The sequence below is a fragment of the Streptomyces sp. NPDC088707 genome (assembly GCF_044752725.1).
Classification (GTDB): Bacteria; Actinomycetota; Actinomycetes; order Streptomycetales; family Streptomycetaceae; genus Streptomyces.
In genome coordinates, this window is sequence record NZ_JBIVLV010000003.1 from 462,159 (window position 1) to 480,962 (window position 18,804).

The 18,804-nt window shown below is 69.7% G+C and carries 18 protein-coding genes; 10 read left to right on the top strand and 8 right to left on the bottom strand.

Annotation, left to right across the window (positions count from 1 at the left end):
* The first annotated feature begins 120 nt into the window (after nt 1–120).
* Nucleotides 121–2,889, top strand: a complete 2,769-nt coding sequence (locus ACIP84_RS12890) for a transglycosylase domain-containing protein (RefSeq protein WP_401797806.1) — start codon at nt 121–123, stop codon at nt 2,887–2,889.
* A gap of 135 nt (nt 2,890–3,024) precedes the next feature.
* Nucleotides 3,025–4,527, top strand: coding sequence for a glycosyltransferase family 87 protein (locus tag ACIP84_RS12895; protein ID WP_401797808.1), 1,503 nt, complete (start codon nt 3,025–3,027; stop codon nt 4,525–4,527).
* 30 nt (nt 4,528–4,557) lie between these two features.
* On the opposite strand, the gene ACIP84_RS12900 is transcribed toward ACIP84_RS12895, so the two are convergent.
* From ACIP84_RS12900 to ACIP84_RS12910, 3 genes are all read right to left on the bottom strand, one after another.
* Complete coding sequence (locus tag ACIP84_RS12900; protein WP_355957237.1) at nt 4,558–5,589, bottom strand: alanine racemase; 1,032 nt, start codon at nt 5,587–5,589, stop codon at nt 4,558–4,560.
* 82 nt (nt 5,590–5,671) lie between these two features.
* Nucleotides 5,672–6,790, bottom strand: a complete 1,119-nt coding sequence (locus ACIP84_RS12905; RefSeq protein WP_355957240.1) for a peptidoglycan bridge formation glycyltransferase FemA/FemB family protein — start codon at nt 6,788–6,790, stop codon at nt 5,672–5,674.
* 119 nt (nt 6,791–6,909) lie between these two features.
* Nucleotides 6,910–7,224, bottom strand: a complete 315-nt coding sequence (locus ACIP84_RS12910) for a hypothetical protein (protein WP_355957241.1) — start codon at nt 7,222–7,224, stop codon at nt 6,910–6,912.
* A 283-nt stretch (nt 7,225–7,507) separates the two neighbouring features.
* Between ACIP84_RS12910 and rpsF the strand changes: the two genes are divergently transcribed.
* The 4 genes from rpsF (at nt 7,508) to rplI (ending at nt 9,232) form a co-directional block, all read left to right on the top strand.
* Nucleotides 7,508–7,798 carry a 30S ribosomal protein S6 gene (rpsF, locus tag ACIP84_RS12915; RefSeq protein ID WP_015034882.1) on the top strand — a complete coding sequence of 97 codons (291 nt, stop codon included), beginning with the start codon at nt 7,508–7,510 and terminating at the stop codon, nt 7,796–7,798.
* Nucleotides 7,799–7,872: 74 nt separating this feature from the next.
* Nucleotides 7,873–8,475 (top strand): single-stranded DNA-binding protein, encoded by a 603-nt coding sequence (locus ACIP84_RS12920; protein ID WP_401797810.1) that lies wholly within the window; start codon nt 7,873–7,875, stop codon nt 8,473–8,475.
* Nucleotides 8,476–8,530: 55 nt separating this feature from the next.
* Nucleotides 8,531–8,767 (top strand): 30S ribosomal protein S18, encoded by a 237-nt coding sequence (gene rpsR / locus ACIP84_RS12925; protein WP_003967857.1) that lies wholly within the window; start codon nt 8,531–8,533, stop codon nt 8,765–8,767.
* Between the two features lie 18 nt (nt 8,768–8,785).
* A complete protein-coding gene (gene rplI, locus ACIP84_RS12930) occupies nt 8,786–9,232 on the top strand; it encodes a 50S ribosomal protein L9 (RefSeq protein ID WP_030317964.1) in 447 nt (148 codons plus the stop codon).
* 104 nt (nt 9,233–9,336) lie between these two features.
* Here the strand turns inward: rplI and ACIP84_RS12935 are convergent, their stop codons facing one another.
* Nucleotides 9,337–10,674, bottom strand: coding sequence for an MATE family efflux transporter (locus ACIP84_RS12935; RefSeq protein WP_401797812.1), 1,338 nt, complete (start codon nt 10,672–10,674; stop codon nt 9,337–9,339).
* 423 nt (nt 10,675–11,097) lie between these two features.
* Between ACIP84_RS12935 and dnaB the strand changes: the two genes are divergently transcribed.
* Both dnaB and ACIP84_RS12945 read left to right on the top strand, forming a co-directional pair.
* Nucleotides 11,098–12,582, top strand: coding sequence for a replicative DNA helicase (dnaB, locus tag ACIP84_RS12940; protein WP_355957252.1), 1,485 nt, complete (start codon nt 11,098–11,100; stop codon nt 12,580–12,582).
* A 102-nt stretch (nt 12,583–12,684) separates the two neighbouring features.
* Nucleotides 12,685–14,067 (top strand): serine hydrolase domain-containing protein, encoded by a 1,383-nt coding sequence (locus ACIP84_RS12945; protein WP_401797814.1) that lies wholly within the window; start codon nt 12,685–12,687, stop codon nt 14,065–14,067.
* An 82-nt stretch (nt 14,068–14,149) separates the two neighbouring features.
* On the opposite strand, the gene ACIP84_RS12950 is transcribed toward ACIP84_RS12945, so the two are convergent.
* The 3 genes from ACIP84_RS12950 to ACIP84_RS12960 form a co-directional block, all read right to left on the bottom strand.
* Nucleotides 14,150–14,602 (bottom strand): GNAT family N-acetyltransferase, encoded by a 453-nt coding sequence (locus ACIP84_RS12950; protein ID WP_355957268.1) that lies wholly within the window; start codon nt 14,600–14,602, stop codon nt 14,150–14,152.
* A gap of 73 nt (nt 14,603–14,675) precedes the next feature.
* Nucleotides 14,676–15,134, bottom strand: coding sequence for a MarR family winged helix-turn-helix transcriptional regulator (locus tag ACIP84_RS12955; protein WP_401797816.1), 459 nt, complete (start codon nt 15,132–15,134; stop codon nt 14,676–14,678).
* Nucleotides 15,135–15,273: 139 nt separating this feature from the next.
* On the bottom strand, nt 15,274–16,137 hold the full coding sequence (locus ACIP84_RS12960) for a GNAT family N-acetyltransferase (RefSeq protein ID WP_401797818.1): 864 nt from the start codon (nt 16,135–16,137) through the stop codon (nt 15,274–15,276).
* Between the two features lie 149 nt (nt 16,138–16,286).
* Here ACIP84_RS12960 and ACIP84_RS12965 point away from each other — a divergent pair, with 149 nt between their 5' ends.
* On the top strand, nt 16,287–16,943 hold the full coding sequence (locus ACIP84_RS12965; RefSeq protein ID WP_401797820.1) for an HAD family hydrolase: 657 nt from the start codon (nt 16,287–16,289) through the stop codon (nt 16,941–16,943).
* Nucleotides 16,944–17,049: 106 nt separating this feature from the next.
* Entirely contained in the window at nt 17,050–18,342 is a 1,293-nt protein-coding gene (locus ACIP84_RS12970; protein ID WP_401797822.1) for a globin domain-containing protein, read from the top strand.
* Here the strand turns inward: ACIP84_RS12970 and ACIP84_RS12975 are convergent.
* The gene (locus ACIP84_RS12975; RefSeq protein ID WP_355957280.1) at nt 18,285–18,779 is read right to left on the bottom strand and encodes an NUDIX hydrolase; all 495 of its coding nucleotides are present in this window, start codon (nt 18,777–18,779) and stop codon (nt 18,285–18,287) included. The genes ACIP84_RS12970 and ACIP84_RS12975 overlap by 58 nt on opposite strands.
* Nucleotides 18,780–18,804: the final 25 nt, after the last annotated feature.

The following is an 18,804-nucleotide window of genomic DNA, read 5'->3' on the forward strand; positions in this document are numbered from 1 at the left end:
GGGTGACCGGCTGCGATACGGAGGGGCCTCCGATGGGGTTCCGGCCGTGCGCATTTCGGGGGGACCGGAACTCAACTGCCGCTTCCAGGCGTTCACGCCTGCCCGAGGAGTAGTCGTTCGATGAGCGAGCATCGTCGCAAAATGCCGCCGCAGCAGCCGCCGACGGGCGGTCGCGCGGCGGCACGGCGCGCTGCCCAGCAGCCGGTGGGCCGCAGGTCGGCCCCGGCCCATGACGTCGGTACGGGGGCCCCGTCGGCCTCGTACGGGCCCCCTTCCTCCCCGGGGGAGGAGCAGCGGCCCTACGGGGGTCGCGCGGAGGCCCGCAGGGCCGCGCAGCGCGGCAGCCGCCGGAGGGGAGCCGAGGCCGGCCCCGGAGGTCCTGGTGGGCCCGGGGGCGGACGGCGTGGTGGCGGCGGTGGCGGACGCGGCGGCGGTCCCGGCCGTGGTGCCGGCGGACGTCCGCCGGGCAAGAAGCGGATCATCGACTACCCCCGCTACGGAAAGTACGGCTGGCGTCGCTGGATGCCGTCGTGGAAGCTCGTGACGGGTACCTTCCTGTTCTTCACGGCCAGCCTGATGGGCGCGGCCGCGATCGCGTACACGCAGGTGGACATCCCCAACGAGGCGCTGACCGCGAAGTCGCAGAACAACATCTACTACTGGTCCGACAAGACCCGGATGGTCGCGACGGGCAGCGGTACCAACCGCCAGATCGTCCCGTTCGAGAAGATCCCGAAGTCCATGCAGAACGCCGTGATCTCGGCGGAGAACAAGACCTTCTGGGACGACTCCGGAATCGACCCCATGGGCATCGGCCGTGCCGTGTGGAACATGGCCAAGGGCGGTGAGACCCAGGGTGGTTCGACGATCACCCAGCAGTACGTGAAGAACAACCGCCTCGACGACCAGTCGCAGACCCTCAGCCGGAAGGTGAAGGAACTCTTCATCTCCATGAAGGTCGGCAGCGAGGTCGACAAGGACGAGATCATGGCCGGCTACCTGAACACCGCGTACTACGGCCGTGGTGCCTACGGTGTCCAGGCGGCGGCCCGCGCGTACTTCAACGTCGACGCCGAGAAGCTCAACCCCAGCCAGTCGGCGCTGCTCGCCGCGGTCCTCAAGGGCGCGACGTACTACGACCCCGCCGGCTACCCCGAGATCGACTCCGAGGCCACGCCCGAGAAGAACACCGTGCGGGCCACCGACCGGTGGTCGTGGATCCTCGACGAGATGCAGAAGGACGGGCATCTCCCGGCCGCGGAGCGCGCGAAGTACATGACGTTCCCCAAGGTCGAGAAGCCCAAGAAGAGCGCCAACCTCAGCGGTCAGATCGGCTATCTGGTCACCACCGCGAAGGCCAACATCAAGGCCCAGTTCGGCATCACCGAACAGGATCTGGAGCGCGGCGGCTACGAGATCTACACCACCTTCGAGAAGAAGAAGGTGGACGCTCTCGAGGACTCGGTCACGAAGATCCTCGACGAGTACATCGACCCGAAGAAGCGCCCCAAGACGGACACGAACGTGCAGTTCGGCGGCGCCTCGGTCGACACGGCGACCGGCAAGATCGTCGCGCTCTACGGCGGTGTCGACGCGACCAAGCACTTCCGGAGCAACGCCGACAACACCGGCGCCCAGGTCGGATCGACGTTCAAGCCGTTCGTCCTCGCCGCCGCGATGCGGGACGGGGTCAGGGACAAGAGTCTGGGGCCTGAGCAGGACGCCTCCAGCCGCACGATCGTGGACCCGGACAAGAGCCGCTACTCCGGCAAGAACGAGCTGAAGATCCGCAAGTACAACGGTGAGATCTGGCACAACGAGAAGGGCGAGGAGTGGCTCCAGACCAATGACGACGACGCGAGCTACAAGGACATGACGCTGCGTCGCGCCATGGTCAAGTCGGCGAACTCGCCCTACGTGCAGCTCGGCATGGACGTCGGCATCGACAAGGTCCGCAAGGCCGCCGTCGACGCGGGCCTGCGCCCCGACTCGCTCGTCGGGGGCGAGGTGCCCTCGTTCTCCCTCGGTATCTCCAGCCCGAGCGCCATCCGCATGGCGGGCGCCTACGCGACCTTCGCCAACGAGGGCGAGCAGAACGACCCCTACTCGGTGGAGTCCGTGAAGAAGGAGGGCGTCGTCATCCACGAGCACAAGACGGAGACCAAGAATCCCTTCTCCCCGGCCGTCGCCAACAACGTCACCGACGTCCTCCGCTCCGTCGTGGAGGACGAAGAGGGCACCGGCCGGAAGGCCCGGATCCCGGGGCGCGAGGTGGCCGGCAAGACCGGTACCACCGACGGCAACAAGTCGGCCTGGTTCGTGGGGTACACCCCGCAGCTGTCGACGGCGATCGACATGTACCGGTTCGACGACGACGAGACGAAGAAGAACCGCGAGTTCCAGGAGATGTTCGGCACGGGTGACCAGCCGAAGATCCACGGTTCGTCGTTCCCGTCGCGGATCTGGCAGGACTACATGACCGAGGCCGTGGAGAGCTACCCGGCCAAGTCCTTCCCCGAGCCGGGGAAGCTGGAGGGCGCCGAGGCCGTCTTCGGTGGTGGCGCCGCCAGCCCGACGCCGACCCCGACGGCCACGCCGACGCCCACCGAGACCTCGGCCACGCCGACGACGACCGCGCCGACCACCACGCCGCCGCCCACGACGACTCCCCCGACGACGTCGCGGACGCCGAAGCCGGACAAGACGACCTGTGGCGTCTGGGGCTGGGGCTGCACGGACGAACCGGGCGATCCCGGCGGCAACACCGGGGAGCCCACCACCACGCCGCCCACCACCGACACACCGACGGCGACCGGCACACCGACGGACGACGGGAACGGTCCGGGCGGCGGGAACGGCAAGCCCGGCAGCGGGAGCTTCGTCCCCTGATCCGCCGCCGGGGCACTCCCCGGTCCCCCGCCGACGCGCGGGACGAGGGCCGCCGCGTCCGATCCGTACCTTCCGTACGGGCCGGCCGCGGCGGCCCTCGCCGTTTTCCCGGAGCCGTACGGCAGGATGTCCCCCATGCCGAGCCTCCAGAAGACGAGCGCGCCGCAGGACCGGCCCCAGGGCCGCCCGCAGACGGTCATCCCCACCCACCGGGACAAGGTGGCCGCCGCGGGCAGCGAACTGATCGGCGGCCCCTACGGCCGCCGGGCGCGGACCGGCACCGGGCAGTTCACGCCCGTGCGGGTGATCGCCCTTGTGGCCATCGGCATGTTCGCCCTCGGCATGGTGCAGAAGCTGCCCTGCTACAACTGGGCCTGGTTCCGGGGCACGACCTCCCAGTACACCCATGCCTGCTACTCGGACATCCCGCACCTCTTCACCGGACGGGGCTTCGCCGAGGGGCTGGTGCCCTACTTCGACCGGCTGGGCGGCGACATACCGTTCCTCGAGTACCCGGTGCTGACCGGGCTCTTCATGGAGGTCGCGGCCTGGCTCACGCCGGGCGGCGGCGACACGATGCAGCGCGAGCAGTCGTACTGGCTGGCCAACGCGGGTCTTCTGATGGTCTGCGCGGCCGTCCTCGCGGTCTGTGTGGCCCGGACGCACCGGCTGCGGCCCTGGGACGGCCTGCTCGTCGCCCTGGCGCCCTCGATCGCGCTGACCGCGACGATCAACTGGGACATACTGGCCGTCGCGCTGACGGCCGCCGCGGTCCTGATGTGGTCGCGCGAACGGCCGCTGGCCTTCGGGATCCTGCTCGGCCTGGCCACCGCCGCCAAGTTCTACCCGATACTGCTCCTCTGCCCGCTGCTGCTGCTCTGCTGGCGGGCCGGGAAGTGGCGGGAGTACGGGACGGCGGTGCTGGCCGCGGGCGGCGCGTGGCTGGTGGTGAACCTGCCCGTGATGCTGCTCGCCCCCGAGGGCTGGAAGCAGTTCTACCTCTTCAGCCGGGACCGGAACGTCGACTTCGGTTCGATCTGGCTGCTGGTCAGCCAGCGGACGGGCCACGCGATAACGCCGGGCCAGGCCAACCTGTACGCGCTGCTGCTGATGCTGGCGGCGATCGGCGGGCTCGCCTACCTGGCGTTCACGGCGCCCCGCAGGCCCCGCTTCGTCCAGCTGGGGTTCCTGATCGTCGCCGCGTTCGTCCTGACCAACAAGGTCTACTCACCGCAGTACGTGCTGTGGCTGGTGCCGCTGGCGGCGCTCGCGAGGCCGCGCTGGCGCGACTTCCTGATCTGGCAGGCGTGCGAGGTCATGTACTTCGTCGGCGTCTGGATGTACCTGGCGTTCACGACCAGCGGCAACGCCAAGCAGGGTCTGCCGGTGGACGGCTACCAGTTCGCGATCGTGCTGCACCTGCTCGGCACCCTGTACCTGTGCGTCATGGTCGTACGCGACATCCTCACGCCCGAGAAGGACCCGGTCCGGCAGGACGGCGCGGACGACCCCTCCGGAGGCGTCCTGGACGGCGCGGAGGACGTCTTCGTGCGGGGCAGGGCCGCCCATCCCGCCCGGCACGCGGCCCCGGTCGCCGAGGACGCGCTGCTGGTGGAATGGGGAACCCCCAGGAGCTGAGCTCCCGGGGGTGCGGGGCGACCGGCCGGCTCAGCGCTCGACGAGCCGGTCGAACTGCGTCGTGGTGTGGCGCAGATGGGCCACGAGCTCGTCGCCGACCCGGGGCTCCTGGGCGTCGGCCGGCACGAACAGGATCGACACCTGCATGTGCGGCGGCTCGGCGAACCAGCGCTGCTTCCCGGCCCAGACGAAAGGCGAGAGGTTCCGGTTGACGGTGGCGAGACCGGCCCGTGCGACGCCCTTGGCGCGCGGCATGACGCCGTGCATCGCCTTGGGGGCCTCCAGGCCCACACCGTGCGAGGTACCGCCGGCGACGACGACCAGCCAGCCGTCCGACGCGGCCTTCTGCTGGCGGTAGCCGAACCGGTCGCCCTTGGAGACCCGCGTCACGTCGAGGACGGCGCCCCGGTACTCGGTGGCCTCGTGGTCGCCCAGCCAGAGCCGGGTGCCGATGCGGGCGCGGAAGCGGGTCTGCGGGAACTGCTGCTGGAGCCGCGCCTGTTCCTCGGCCCGCAGATGGCTGACGAACATGGTGTGCAGCGGCAGCCGGGCGGCCCGGAGCCGGTCCATCCAGCCGATGACCTCCTCGACGGCGTCGGTGCCGTCCGGGCGGTCCAGCGGGAGGTGGAGCGCGAAGCCCTCCAGGCGTACGTCCTCGATGGCGGCGTGAAGCTGCGGGAGCTCCTCCTCGCGGACGCCGTGCCGCTTCATCGAGCTCATGCACTCGATGACGACCCGGGCCCCCACCAGGGCGTGGACGCCGTCCACGGACGACACGGAGCGGATGACCCGGTCGGGCAGCGGAACCGGTTCCTCACCCCGGCGGAAGGGGGTGAGGACCAGCAGGTCGCCGCTGAACCAGTCCTTGATCCGCGCGGCCTCGTACGTGGTGCCCACGGCGAGCATGTCGGCGCCGAACCGGGCCGCCTCGTCCGCGAGGCGTTCGTGGCCGAAGCCGTAACCGTTGCCCTTGCAGACCGGGATGACACCGGGGAACTGGTCGATGACGGTCTTCTGGTGCGCGCGCCAGCGAGCGGTGTCGACGTAGAGGGAGAGCGCCATGGCCGGCCCGGAACCTTTCTGATGGCAGCGGTGTATCAAAGGTATGTACGAGACTACGGAAACGTCAGCGGCACGGCACGGGTCACCGGCGCGACATGTAGATGTCGAGCGCCTTGTGCAGCAGCTTGTTCAGCGGGAAGTCCCACTCGCCGACGTACTCGACGGCCTCGCCGCCCGTGCCCACCTTGAACTGGATGAGCCCGAACAGGTGGTCGGTCTCGTCGAGCGAGTCCGAGATGCCCCGCAGGTCGTAGACGGTCGCGCCCATCGCGTACGCGTCGCGCAGCATGCGCCACTGCATCGCGTTCGAGGGCCGGACCTCACGGCCGATGTTGTCGGAGGCGCCGTAGGAGTACCAGACGTGGCCGCCGACGACGAGCATCGTCGCCGCGGAGAGGTTCACGCCGTTGTGGCGGGCGAAGTAGAGCCGCATGCGGTTGGGGTCCTCGCTGTTGAGGACGGTCCACATGCGCTGGAAGTAAGAGAGCGGGCGCGGCCGGAAGTGGTCACGGACGGCCGTGATCTCGTACAGCCGCTGCCACTCCGCCAGGTCCTCGTAGCCGCCCTGGACGACCTCGACGCCGGCCTTCTCGGCCTTCTTGATGTTGCGGCGCCACAGCTGGTTGAAGCCCTTGAGGACGTCGTCGAGCGAGCGGTTCGCGAGCGGGACCTGGAAGACGTAGCGGGGCTGCACGTCGCCGAAGCCGGCGCCGCCGTCCTCGGCCTGCTGCCAGCCCATCTTCCGCAGCCGGTCCGCGACTTCGAAGGCACGCGGCTCGATGTGGGTGGCCTCGACGTCCTTGAGGCGCTTGACGTCCGGGTCCTGGATGCCGGACTTGATGGCGGCCGAGTCCCAGCGCCGGATGACGACGGGCGGGCCCATCTTCACCGAGAAGGCGCCCTGCTGCTTGAGGTGCGCCAGCATCGGCGTCAGCCAGTCGTCGAGGTTGGGCGCGTGCCAGTTGATGACCGGGCCCTCGGGCAGATAGGCCAGGTAGCGCTTGATCTTCGGGAGCTGGCGGTAGAGCACCAGGCCGGCGCCGACGAGTTCGCCGCTCTTGTCGAACCAGCCGAGGTTCTCCGAGCGCCACTCGGTCTTCACATCAGCCCACGCCGGGACCTGGCAGTGGCTCGCCGCGGGCTGGCTCTGGATGTACGCCAGATGCTGCTCACGGCTGATGGTCCTCAGGGTCAGGCTCATGCGGGGCGCTCCTCGGCAGGTGTGTCCCCATCGGTCAGGGGCTCCGGCTCTCGCGCCGAAGCCTACTGTGACCGGGGAGCGCCCCGAATGGGTGTGTGCGTCCTGACGTGGCCCTGGGCTCAGCTCACGACCCCGCCGAACAGCCCGCCGTGGGCCATGCCGAGGTAGAAGCCGAACGCCGACGCGCCGAGCCCGAGGATCAGCAGGAAGCGCTCGCGTGTCGTCACGGAGATGAACTGTCCGTAGCCGCCGGTCAGGACGCCGATGAGCCCCGTCCAGGAGCTCAGCAGGTGCAGGCTGTGGAACTGCGCGGTGATGAAGGCGATGACGCCGAGGACCAGCGTCACTCCCACCAGGGCGTCCTGGATGGGGTGCGGTTTGCCGTCGGTGGCGAAGAGGGAGTGGCCGGGGTCGGGTCGCATTGCCTGTGCCATGGGGCACCTCCTGGCGTAGCTGCCGGAAGGCGGCGCATCGTAGCGCCGCCGACATCCGTTGTGTACAGATTGCGTCCCCTCACCAGTGAATTTCAACCGGAGGGCGGTGAGCGGGTACTCTGTACGGTCTGCACCGGTGTCTGCCCTGGTCCGTCTGGATCCCGGCAGTGCCCCTCGTTCGCGAGGGGGACTGTCAGTGGTGGCGGATACCGTTGCTTACGCATCACGACCCTCCTGCCACGGAACGACCGTGGCCGCTGAGTCCAAAGGAGGTGGGTTCCACATGCGTCACTACGAAGTGATGGTCATCCTCGACCCCGATCTCGAGGAGCGCGCTGTCTCCCCGCTGATCGAGAACTTCCTTTCCGTCGTCCGTGAGGGCAACGGAAAGGTCGAGAAGGTCGACACCTGGGGCCGTCGTCGTCTCGCCTACGAGATCAAGAAGAAGCCCGAGGGCATCTACTCGGTCATCGACCTGCAGGCCGAGCCTGCGGTCGTCAAGGAGCTCGACCGACAGCTCAACCTGAACGAGTCGGTCCTCCGGACCAAGGTCCTCCGTCCCGAGACCCACTGAGCGACTAGCTCAGTGGTCTTCGGATCCGAGTAGCAGCAAAGCAGCCAGAAGCAATCCCGCCGAGAGGTTCCCCCATGGCAGGCGAGACCGTCATCACGGTCGTCGGCAATCTTGTCGACGACCCCGAGCTGCGCTTCACCCCGTCCGGTGCGGCGGTCGCGAAGTTCCGTATCGCGTCCACCCCCCGCACCTTCGACCGTCAGACCAATGAGTGGAAGGACGGCGAAAGCCTCTTCCTCACCTGCTCGGTCTGGCGTCAGGCGGCGGAGAACGTCGCCGAGTCGCTTCAGCGAGGCATGCGCGTCGTCGTGCAGGGCCGACTGAAGCAGCGGTCCTACGAGGACCGTGAGGGCGTCAAGCGCACGGTCTACGAGCTGGATGTCGAGGAAGTCGGCCCCAGCCTCAAGAACGCCACGGCCAAGGTCACCAAGACCACCGGTCGAAGCGGCCAGGGTGGTTACGGCGGGGGCGGCGGCGGCCAGCAGGCCGGCGGCGGTGGCAGCTGGGGTGGAAACTCCGGCGGTGGCCAGCAGGGTGGTGGCGGTGCTCCCGCCGACGACCCGTGGGCGACCGGCGGCTCCTCTTCCTCCTCCGGCGGCGGCCAGCAGCAGGGCGGCGGAGGCGGCTGGGGTGGAAACTCCAGCGGCGGCGGCTACTCGGACGAGCCCCCCTTCTAGGGCACGCCCTAGAAGCAGCTCGTACCCCCATTCTTGATCACACAGGAGAAACACCATGGCGAAGCCGCCTGTGCGCAAGCCTAAGAAGAAGGTCTGCGCGTTCTGCAAGGACAAGACCCAGTACGTGGACTACAAGGACACGAACATGCTGCGGAAGTTCATTTCCGACCGCGGCAAGATCCGTGCCCGCCGCGTGACCGGCAACTGCACGCAGCACCAGCGTGACGTCGCCACGGCCGTCAAGAACAGCCGTGAGATGGCGCTGCTGCCCTACACGTCCACCGCGCGATAAGGAAAGGGTGACCGAATAATGAAGATCATCCTGACCCACGAGGTCTCCGGCCTCGGCACCGCCGGCGACGTCGTCGACGTCAAGGACGGCTACGCCCGCAACTACCTGGTCCCGCGTGGCTTCGCCATCCGCTGGACCAAGGGTGGCGAGCAGGACGTGGCGCAGATCCGCCGCGCCCGCAAGATCCACGAGATCGCGACCATCGAGCAGGCCAACGAGATCAAGGCCAAGCTCGAGGGCACGAAGGTGCGCCTGGCCGTTCGCTCCGGCGACGCCGGCCGTCTCTTCGGCTCCGTGACCCCCGCCGACATCGCCTCGGCGATCAAGGCCGCGGGTGGCCCCGACGTCGACAAGCGTCGCGTCGAGCTCGGTTCGCCGATCAAGACCCTGGGCTCGCACCAGGTGTCCGTGCGTCTGCACGCCGACGTGGCCGCGAAGCTCGGCGTCGAGATCGTCGCCGCGTAACGCTGCCGCCGGCGCTCTGCGCTGAGCAGTGAGGAAGGGCCGCACCCCTCGGGGTGCGGCCCTTTCGCCGTTTCACGTGAAACAGGGCGTTTCACGTGAAACATTCAGCGTGTGGCACCGGTGACGATCCAGCGGCCCGAGCGGGAGCGGAACCAGAGCGTGGCCATCCGGACGGACATCATCAGCGTCATCGCCCACCAGAGCGCCGTCAGACCGCCGCCGAGCGCCGGGACCAGCAGGGCCACCGGGGCGAAGACCGCGAGCGTCAGCAGCATGGCCCAGGCCAGGTAGGGGCCGTCCCCCGCACCCATCAGGACGCCGTCGAGAACGAAGACGACCCCGGAGATCGGCTGCGAGATCGCGACCACGAGCAGGGCCGGGAGCAGGGTGTCCTGGACGGCTGTGTCGCTGGTGAAGAGCGGGATGAACAGGGGGCGGGCGACGATGAGCAGCGCCCCGAGCGCCACGCCGGAGACCACGCCCCACTGGACCATGCGACGGCAGACCTGACGGGCGCCCTCGGCGTCGTCCGCGCCGAGATAGCGGCCGATGATGGCCTGGCCCGCGATCGCGATGGCGTCGAGGGCGAAGGCCATCAGGCTCCACAGGGACAGGATGATCTGGTGGGCCGCGACCTCCGCGTCGCCCATCCGGGCCGCGACGGCCGTGGCGATCATCAGGACCGCGCGGAGCGAGAGCGTACGGACGAGGAGCGGCACTCCGGCCTGGGCGGAGGCACGTATGCCGGTCGCGTCGGGGCGGAGGGAGGCTCCGTGGCGCCGGGCTCCCCGTACGACCACGACGAGGTAGGCGACGGCCATGCCGCACTGGGCGATCACCGTGCCCCAGGCCGAGCCCGCGATCCCCAGACCGGCGCCGTAGACCAGACCGACGTTGAGCGCACCGTTGGCCGCGAAGCCGCCGATGGCCACGTAGAGCGGTGTACGGGTGTCCTGGAGGCCGCGCAGGACGCCGGTGGCGGCCAGGACCACCAGCATGGCGGGGATGCCGAGGCTGGAGATCCTGAGGTACGTGACGGCGTAGGGTGCGGCCGTGTCGGAGGCCCCGAAGAGATCGATGAGCCAGGGCGCCGCGGGCAGGGTCACCGCGACGACGGCGGCGCCGAGCAGGAGGGCGAGCCAGATGCCGTCCATGCCCTGCCGGATCGCCGCCTGGAGGTCACCGGCGCCGACGCGGCGGGAGACGGCGGCCGTGGTGGCGTAGGCGAGGAAGACGAAGACGCTGACGGCGGTGGTCAGCAGGGCGGCGGCGATCGCGAGACCGGCGAGCTGGGGGGTGCCGAGGTGCCCGACGATGGCGCTGTCGACCATGAGGAAGAGCGGCTCGGCGACAAGAGCGCCGAAGGCCGGCAGGGCGAGGGAGACGATCTCGCGGTCGTGCTGTCGGCGGACGGCCTTGGGCGTCGCGGGCGCCTGGGTCATGAGGTCAATCTAATCTTCCACAGGTAAGAGATGCAATGCCTTCGTGATCCTTACTTATCCGGGGCAAGGCGCTTCGGGTGTGGGTCGTTTGTTCTGATCTTGGTCCAGGGGGAAAAGTTTTTCTCCCCCACAGCCCGTGGATGGGAAAAGGGCAGGTCAGGGCCGTGAGGCGGGGGTGCCTATGAGTTTGTCCACATGGCTGTCCCCCGGTCCGTGCACAGGTTCCGGCGAGTTCTCCACAGGCTGAGGCCCTTCACCCACAGGGCCTGTGGATAACCAGATTGGCTGACGCCTCTCGCGGGCCTACCGTGGTCCGGCGCCCGACGCGCTAGAAGCGGTCGCAAAGCCACTCGTTGATCAAGCCCGTGGCGTAAGAAAGAGTGGCATGGCGAGGTCCGCGGAGCGGACGGGAGGAGGTGCTTGGTGAGCATTCCCGAGCCCCTGGACGACCCTTGGGCCGACAGCGGACCGAGCGACCGACTGCCCACCCGTACCCGCGGCGAGGGGCGCGGTCGCGGCCGGAGTCGGGACGACCAGCACGAGCGGGGCGGCGAAGGCGGACCCTGGGACGGCGGGCTCTCCGGCTTCGAGCGGGTGCCCCCGCAGGACCTCGATGCCGAGCAGTCCGTCCTCGGCGGCATGCTGCTCTCCAAGGACGCCATCGCCGACGTCGTGGAGATCATCAAGGGCAACGACTTCTACAAGCCCGCCCACGAGACCGTCTACGCGGCGATCCTCGACCTCTACGCCAAGGGCGAGCCGGCCGACCCGATCACGGTGGGCGCCGAGCTCACCAAACGCGGCGAGATCACCCGCGTCGGCGGTGCCTCCTACCTGCACACCCTGGTCCAGTCGGTACCGACGGCGGCCAACGCCTCGTACTACGCGGAGATCGTCCACGAGCGGGCCGTGCTGCGCCGCCTCGTCGAGGCCGGCACCAAGATCACGCAGATGGGCTACGCGGCCGACGGTGACGTCGACGAGATCGTGAACTCGGCCCAGGCCGAGATCTACGCGGTCACCGAGCAGCGGACCACCGAGGACTACCTGCCGCTCGGCGACATCATGGAGGGGGCGCTCGACGAGATCGAGGCGATCGGCTCCCGCAGCGGTGAGATGACCGGTGTGCCCACCGGCTTCACCGACCTGGACTCGCTCACCAACGGCCTGCACCCCGGTCAGATGATCATCATCGCGGCGCGTCCCGCCATGGGTAAGTCCACCCTCGCCCTGGACTTCGCGCGCGCGGCCTCCATCAAGCACAACCTGCCCAGCGTCATCTTCTCCCTCGAAATGGGCCGCAACGAGATCGCGATGCGTCTGCTCTCGGCGGAGGCCCGGGTCGCGCTGCACCACATGCGCTCCGGCACGATGACCGACGAGGACTGGACCCGGCTCGCCCGCCGCATGCCGGACGTCTCCCAGGCCCCCCTCTACATCGACGACTCCCCGAACCTGTCGATGATGGAGATCCGGGCGAAGTGCCGCCGGCTCAAGCAGCGCAACGGGCTCAAGCTCGTCATCATCGACTACCTGCAGCTGATGCAGTCCGGTGGCTCGAAGCGGCAGGAGAGCCGTCAGCAAGAGGTCTCCGACATGTCGCGAAACCTGAAGCTCCTCGCCAAGGAGCTGGAGCTGCCGGTGATCGCGCTCTCCCAGCTGAACCGTGGCCCCGAGCAGCGCACCGACAAGAAGCCGATGGTCTCCGACCTGCGTGAGTCCGGCTCGATCGAGCAGGACGCGGACATGGTCATCTTGCTGCACCGCGAGGACGCGTACGAGAAGGAGTCACCGCGAGCGGGCGAGGCCGACATCATCGTCGGCAAGCACCGTAACGGCCCGACGGCGACGATCACCGTGGCCTTCCAGGGCCACTACTCACGCTTCGTGGACATGGCTCAGACCTGACCTCGCCCGAGGAGCGCGGGAACGACCTCGTCCCTGATCTCCTCGTGGGGGAACAGCTCGTGGCCGGTTCGCTTCATGGAAAGATCGCGTTGGATGGGGTTCATGACGACACCTTTCGAATCCCTGTTGCCCGGTACCGAGCGGGCTCTGCTGCATCGCGTCGCGGTCGCCCAGTCCGAGGGGCGGGCGCCCTCCTTCGTGGGGGCCGTGGTGCGCGACGGAGCGCTGGTGTGGAGCGGCTCGCGCAGTTGCGTGGACGGGCACGCGCCGGACGCCGACACCCAGTTCAGGATCGGGTCGATCACCAAGGTGTTCACCGCCGTGCTGGTGATGCGGCTGCGGGACGAGGGGCTCCTCGGGCTGGACGATCCGCTGGAGCGGCATCTCAAGGGCACGGGCGTCGGAGACGTGACGATTGCTCAGCTCCTCGGGCACAGCGGCGGTCTCGCGGCCGAGACGCCCGGTCAGTGGTGGGAGCGCTCGTCCGCAGAGCTGCGGCCGGGGCTCTCCGAGGTCCTGGGGGAGCAGCCCTTCCTCCAGGCGCCGGGGCGCCGCCACCACTACTCCAACCCCGGGTACACGCTGCTCGGTTCACTGGTGGAGGCCGTGCGGGGGGTCTCCTGGGAGGAGGCGCTGCGGCGCGAGATCCTGGAGCCGCTCGGGATGAGCCGTACGACGCTTGACCCGGTGGCCCCGCACGCGGGCGGCTGGGCGGTACACCCCTGGGCCGATGTCATGCTGCCGGAGCCGTCCGAGGACCTCGGGCTGATGGCGCCGGCCGGTCAGCTCTGGTCGACGGCGGGCGATCTCGCCCGCTTCGCCGGCTTCCTCGCGGCAGGCCACGAGCGGGTGCTCGGCGCGTCCTCCGTGGCGGAGATGCGGGCCCCGGCCGCCCCGGTCGGCGAGGGGGACTGGGAGGGAGGTTACGGGCTGGGTCTCCAGCTGGTCCGTAACGACGGCCGGACCCTGATCGGCCACACCGGATCGCTCCCTGGTTTCGTCGCCGCCCTCTGGGTGAGCGTGGAGGACGGGCTGGCGGCGATCGCCCTCGCCAATGCCACCTCGGGGCCGCTGACAGGGGTCGTGGCCGCCGATCTCGTACGGATCGTGGCGGAGGCGGAGCCGAGGTTCCCGGAGCCCTGGCGCCCGCTTCCGGAGGCCGAGGCCGACGAGGAGCTGCTGGCCCTGACAGGTCCCTGGTACTGGGGCACGTACGCCTATGGGCTCCGGATCGGCCCCGAGCGGAGCGTGGTGCTCGAACCCCTGCGGGGAGCCGGGCGGCGGGCCCGCTTCCGTGCACTCCCCGAGGGCGGCTGGATCGGCCTGAACGGCTACTACGAGGGGGAGACGCTCCGGGCGGTGCGGCGCGCCGACGGCAGCGTGAGCCATCTCGATCTCGGCTCCTTCGTCTTCACGCGGGAGCCGTACGCGCCCGCGGACGTGGTGCCGGGCGGTGTGGACGAGGCGGGCTGGCGCGGTCTCTGAGTCGTTCTGCGGTGTTTCACGTGAAACAAGCGACCTCGGCGGGCCGGGATCGAGTTCCGGCCCGCCGAGGGAGTGCGCTGCCTCAGAGGTTCTTCTTGAAGCCCAGGTGAGAGGCCTCGAAGCCGAGCCGCTCGTAGAAGCGGTGGGCATCGGTGCGGGTGACGTCGGAGGTCAGCTGGACGAGCCGGCAGCCCTGGCGTCCGGACTCCTCGACGGCCCACTCGATGAGCTGGGTGCCGAGGCCGCTGCCGCGCTCCTCGGCGTGGATGCGGACGCCCTCGATGATCGAGCGGGTGGCACCCCGGCGGGAAAGGCCGGGGATGACCGTCAGCTGGAGGGTGCCGACGACCTTGTCCTCGCGGACGGCCACGACGAGGTGCTGCTGGGGGTCGTTCGCCAGGCGCTCGAAGGCCACGAGGTAGGGGCCGAGGTCGTCCGGGGATTCGCGCTGCGCGCCCAGCGGGTCGTCGGCGAGCATCGCGACGATGGCTTCGAGGTCCTCCGCGGTGGCGGGGCGTATCTCAAGATCGCTCATGCCCCGCAGAGTACGCCGGGGGATGTCACCGCGGCACGGACGGCGTGCCCGCGCGGGGCGGGCGGTCCGTGCCTCAGGCGGGAACGCTCACGCCTTCCACGACCTGGACCAGCGGGGCCAGCTCCGGGTTCTTGGCGGCCTCGTCGAGCGCCTCGCGCAGAGCGCTGTCGTTGGTGGGGCGGGCCTCTGTCAGGAGCTTCTGGCCGGCTTCGGTGACATCGGTGTAGATGCCGCGCCGGTCGGTGGCGCAGAGGTACCGGGTGAGCAGACCCCGGTCCTCGAGCCGGGTGACCAACCGGGTGGTGGCGCTCTGGCTGAGGACGACCGCGTCGGCGACCTGCTTCATCTGGAGGTGCCCGCCCGGTCCGCTGTGCTGGCGGCTGAGGACGTCGAGCAGCGAGTACTCCCGCACGCTCAGACCGTGACGCGACTCCAGGGCGCGCTCGATGTGCGACTCGATCCTGCCGTGCAGCAGGGAGAGGGCGCACCAGCGCTGGGAGAGCGCTGTGAGTGCGGGGTCCGTCGCGGTCATGGTCTCTCCTCGGTCTCTCCTCGGCACCGGAGTGGTTCTCGAACCCAGGGTAGACGATGCGACGCAATAATGCGCGTGTGCAAGTAAATCTGGGGGATGGGTCCCATCCCGTCACGAGGCCGGCGGACCGATCCTCGTGCTACCCGGCCGCGACGGTCAGGGGAGCGAAGCGGCGGCTCCAGTCACCGGGGAGGTCGGGGAGGGAGCGGACCATCACCGCGTTGAAGGCGATCGGGTCGAGGCCGTTCTCCTTCAGCCAGCTCAGCAGCGCCGCGTGCCGCACGTCGATGTCCGTCCGCAGCGGTCGGTCGGTGGCGGCCGCGAGTGAGGCGATCAGAGCCTGGGCCGTGCCGGGGTCCCGGGCGATCAGCGGCCCGACGACATGGGTGTCCATGTTGGGCCAGGCCGCCGCGAAGCCGGTGATCTCGCCGTCCTCCTCCGCTACCCGGAGATAGTCGGCGAACGCGGGCAGCCGGGTGATCACAGGGGTGCGGTCCAGACCGAAGACCTCGTGGTCCAGGCGCAGAATCGCCTGGAGGTCCTCCGCCGTCGCCGGGCGGACCGGAACGGCCGGGGCGGGTGCGGCGAACGTGAAGCGCCCGCGCACCATCTCCGCGCGACCCGTCTCCGTGAAGCCCAGCTGCTCGTAGAGGGGCTGTCCGTACGGTGTGGCGTGCAGGGTGAGGGGGGTGTCCCCGGCCTCCGCCAGGACGTGCTCCATGAGACGGCGTCCCACTCCTTGGCGTGCGTACTGCTCGGCGACCAGCACCATGCCGATCGCTGCGAGCCCGGGGCCGTACGACGTGACCACGGAGCACGTGATCAGCCCCGCTCCGGAAGGGTCGTCGATGCCGTAGCCGGTGCCCGCGGCGAGCAGGAGGCCCCACTTGTGTTCCTCACGCGGCCAGCCCCGGTTCTCGGAGAGGTCGGCGCAGGCGAGGAGGTCGTCCACGCCGAGACGCCGGATGGGGAGCTGGGCGAGCGAGGAGGGGGAGATCGGCATGGTGTCAGGCTGGCCGACGCGGTGATCTTCCGTCCACCGCTTTAGCGGATCTGGCCGATACGTGTGCGCGGCGCGGGCCAGCGTGGAACAGGCGCGGGCCGGCGGGTAGCCGGAAAGGGGCGTTGATTCCACGTCGTGGGACGGAGACCATGTTTCACGTGAAACCACGACAGCGGCGACTGCACCTCTTCGACCTCGACGGCACCCTGATCCGGGGCTCGGCCGCGGCGGTGGAGATCTCCCGGCAGCTGGGCGTCGACGAGGAGATCGCCGCCCTGGAGAAGAGCTTCCTCCTGCAGGGGCTCACCCCGGACGAGTTCGCCGTCCGGGCGCGCGAGCTGTGGTCCGCGCTCACCGTGGACCAGGTCGCGGCGGCCTTCGAAGGGGCGCCCTGGCTGAGCGGCATTCGCGAGGTCTGGGCCGACATCCGGGACCGGGGCGACCGCTGTGCGGTCATCTCGCTCTCTCCCGACTTCTTCGTCGAGCGGCTTCTCGACTGGGGTGTCGACGCGGTGCACGGGTCGCACTGGCCCGCCGTCCCCTTCACGGAGCCGATCCACCGGCCCGGCATCCTCAACGCGCGGGCGAAGGTACGGATCGCACGGGAACTCTGCACGGAGTACGAGGTGGACCCCGCCCACTGCGTCGCCTACGGAGACTCGATGTCCGACGCGGAGCTCTTCGCGATCGTGCAGGACACCGTGGCGGTGAACGCGGACCACCATCTCGCCGGGCTCGCCCGCCACAGCTACACCGGCGGGGATCTGCGCGAGGCCTACGCCCTCGTCCGAAACAGCGCAGCTTAGTCAGAAACCCTGCCCTTTGGCCCGAGAACGTCGCTTTCTCTCCGAAGCGCTGTTCGGAGGGGTCATGCTGCGTCCACGGAAGCCGGCCAGCGATAGGGCGAGGCACATGATGGATGCTCCGACCACCACGAGGGCAGCGGAGGACGGGGACGGGCCGGAGCGCCCGGCGGGGGGCGGCAACGAGCCCCACCGCCCGCCGGATGACGGGAACGAGCCCCGGATATCCGCGGAAGCATCCGCCGACGCGGTGCTCGTCCGCCGCACCCTTGCGGAGATCGCGCCGGTCGCCGACCGGGTGACCTCGTACTTCTACGCACTTCTCTTCATAGGGAATCCGGGGCTGCGCGAGATGTTCCCCGCAGCCATGGACACCCAGCGGGACCGGCTCCTGAAGGCGCTGCTCACCGCGGCGGAGCATATGGACGACACCCCGGTGCTCACCGCGTACCTGCAGAACCTCGGCAGGGGACACCGCAAGTACGGCACCCACTCCGCCCACTACCCGGCCGTCGGCGAGGCCCTCATCGGCGCGCTCACGCGGTACGCGACGACGACCTGGGACGAGGAGACCCAGGCGGCCTGGGTCCGTACGTACACGACGATCTCCCAGATCATGATCGACGCGGCGGCGGAGGACGAGCGCTCGGCGCCCGCCTGGTGGCAGGCCGAGGTGGTCTCCCACGATCTGCGGACCTCGGACATCGCCGTCGTCACGCTCCGGCCCGACCAGCCGTACCCCTTCCTCGCGGGGCAGTACACGACGCTGGAGACCCCGTGGTGGCCGCGGATATGGCGTCACTACTCGTTCGCCGCGGCACCCCGGCCCGACGGACTGCTCTCGCTGCACGTGAAGGCGGTCCCGGCGGGCTGGGTGTCCAACGCGCTGGTCCACCGGGCGCGCCCCGGGGACGTTCTGCGTCTCGGCCCGCCGGCCGGTTCCATGACCGTCGACCACGACTCGGACACGGGCCTGCTCTGTGTGGGCGGCGGGACCGGGATAGCGCCCATCAAGGCCCTGGTGGAGGACGTCGCCGAGCACGGGGACCGGCGTCCGGTCGACGTCTTCTACGGGGCCCGCAGCGGCCACGACCTCTACGACATCGACACGATGCTGCGGCTCCAGAAGACCTTCCCCTGGCTCTCCGTCCACACGGTCACCGAAGAGCAGGGACGACTCCCGGAGGCCGTCTGCCGCCACGGCTCCTGGAGCGAACGCGACGCCTATCTCTCGGGGCCCCTCGGCATGGTCCGGCGCGGCGTGGACGCGCTGCGGGGAGCGGGGGTCCCCGCGGAGCGCATCCGGCACGACTTCCTCGCCGAGCTGGCCTCCGCGGCCGACGATCAGCCGAGGTCGGGGGCGTGCATCGCGCGGACGCCCTCGATGTTGCCGTCGAGGTAGTGGCGCAGCGAGAGCGGGACGAGGTGCACGGCGGCGATGCCGACCCGGCTGAACGGCACCCGGACGATCTCGTACTCGCCGACGGGTTCGTCCATCTCGGGGCCGTGCCGCAGCGCGGTGTCCATGGAGTCGAGCCGGCACACGAAGAAGTGCTGGACCTTCACCCCGGAGACCCCGCCGTCGACGATGTGCTCGACGGTGTCGACGAAGCAGGGCACCACATCGACGATCTTGGCGCCGAGCTCCTCGTGGACCTCGCGGTGGAGGGCCTCGACGACGGTGGCGTCGGTGGGTTCCACACCGCCACCGGGCGTGAGCCAGTAGGGGTCCATCCCCGGCTTGGTGCGCTTGATGAGGATGAGGTCGTCCCCGTCGAGCAGGATGGCGCGTGCGGTGCGCTTGATCACGGGCCGTTCGTTCGTGGGCCGTTCGTTCATGGGAAGAAAATGGCCCGTCCGGGGT

Coding starts and splice junctions, on each gene's coding strand:
- ACIP84_RS12960 (WP_401797818.1), bottom strand. CDS start 16,137: ATGCCGATCTCCCCCTCCTCGCTCGCCCAGCTCCCCATCCGGCGTCTC.
- ACIP84_RS12895 (WP_401797808.1), top strand. CDS start 3,025: ATGCCGAGCCTCCAGAAGACGAGCGCGCCGCAGGACCGGCCCCAGGGC.
- ACIP84_RS12890 (WP_401797806.1), top strand. CDS start 121: ATGAGCGAGCATCGTCGCAAAATGCCGCCGCAGCAGCCGCCGACGGGC.
- ACIP84_RS12945 (WP_401797814.1), top strand. CDS start 12,685: ATGACGACACCTTTCGAATCCCTGTTGCCCGGTACCGAGCGGGCTCTG.
- ACIP84_RS12975 (WP_355957280.1), bottom strand. CDS start 18,779: ATGAACGAACGGCCCACGAACGAACGGCCCGTGATCAAGCGCACCGCA.
- ACIP84_RS12935 (WP_401797812.1), bottom strand. CDS start 10,674: ATGACCCAGGCGCCCGCGACGCCCAAGGCCGTCCGCCGACAGCACGAC.
- ACIP84_RS12900 (WP_355957237.1), bottom strand. CDS start 5,589: ATGGCGCTCTCCCTCTACGTCGACACCGCTCGCTGGCGCGCGCACCAG.
- rpsR (WP_003967857.1), top strand. CDS start 8,531: ATGGCGAAGCCGCCTGTGCGCAAGCCTAAGAAGAAGGTCTGCGCGTTC.
- ACIP84_RS12970 (WP_401797822.1), top strand. CDS start 17,050: ATGATGGATGCTCCGACCACCACGAGGGCAGCGGAGGACGGGGACGGG.
- ACIP84_RS12920 (WP_401797810.1), top strand. CDS start 7,873: ATGGCAGGCGAGACCGTCATCACGGTCGTCGGCAATCTTGTCGACGAC.
- ACIP84_RS12965 (WP_401797820.1), top strand. CDS start 16,287: ATGTTTCACGTGAAACCACGACAGCGGCGACTGCACCTCTTCGACCTC.
- ACIP84_RS12955 (WP_401797816.1), bottom strand. CDS start 15,134: ATGACCGCGACGGACCCCGCACTCACAGCGCTCTCCCAGCGCTGGTGC.
- ACIP84_RS12910 (WP_355957241.1), bottom strand. CDS start 7,224: ATGGCACAGGCAATGCGACCCGACCCCGGCCACTCCCTCTTCGCCACC.
- ACIP84_RS12905 (WP_355957240.1), bottom strand. CDS start 6,790: ATGAGCCTGACCCTGAGGACCATCAGCCGTGAGCAGCATCTGGCGTAC.
- ACIP84_RS12950 (WP_355957268.1), bottom strand. CDS start 14,602: ATGAGCGATCTTGAGATACGCCCCGCCACCGCGGAGGACCTCGAAGCC.
- rpsF (WP_015034882.1), top strand. CDS start 7,508: ATGCGTCACTACGAAGTGATGGTCATCCTCGACCCCGATCTCGAGGAG.
- rplI (WP_030317964.1), top strand. CDS start 8,786: ATGAAGATCATCCTGACCCACGAGGTCTCCGGCCTCGGCACCGCCGGC.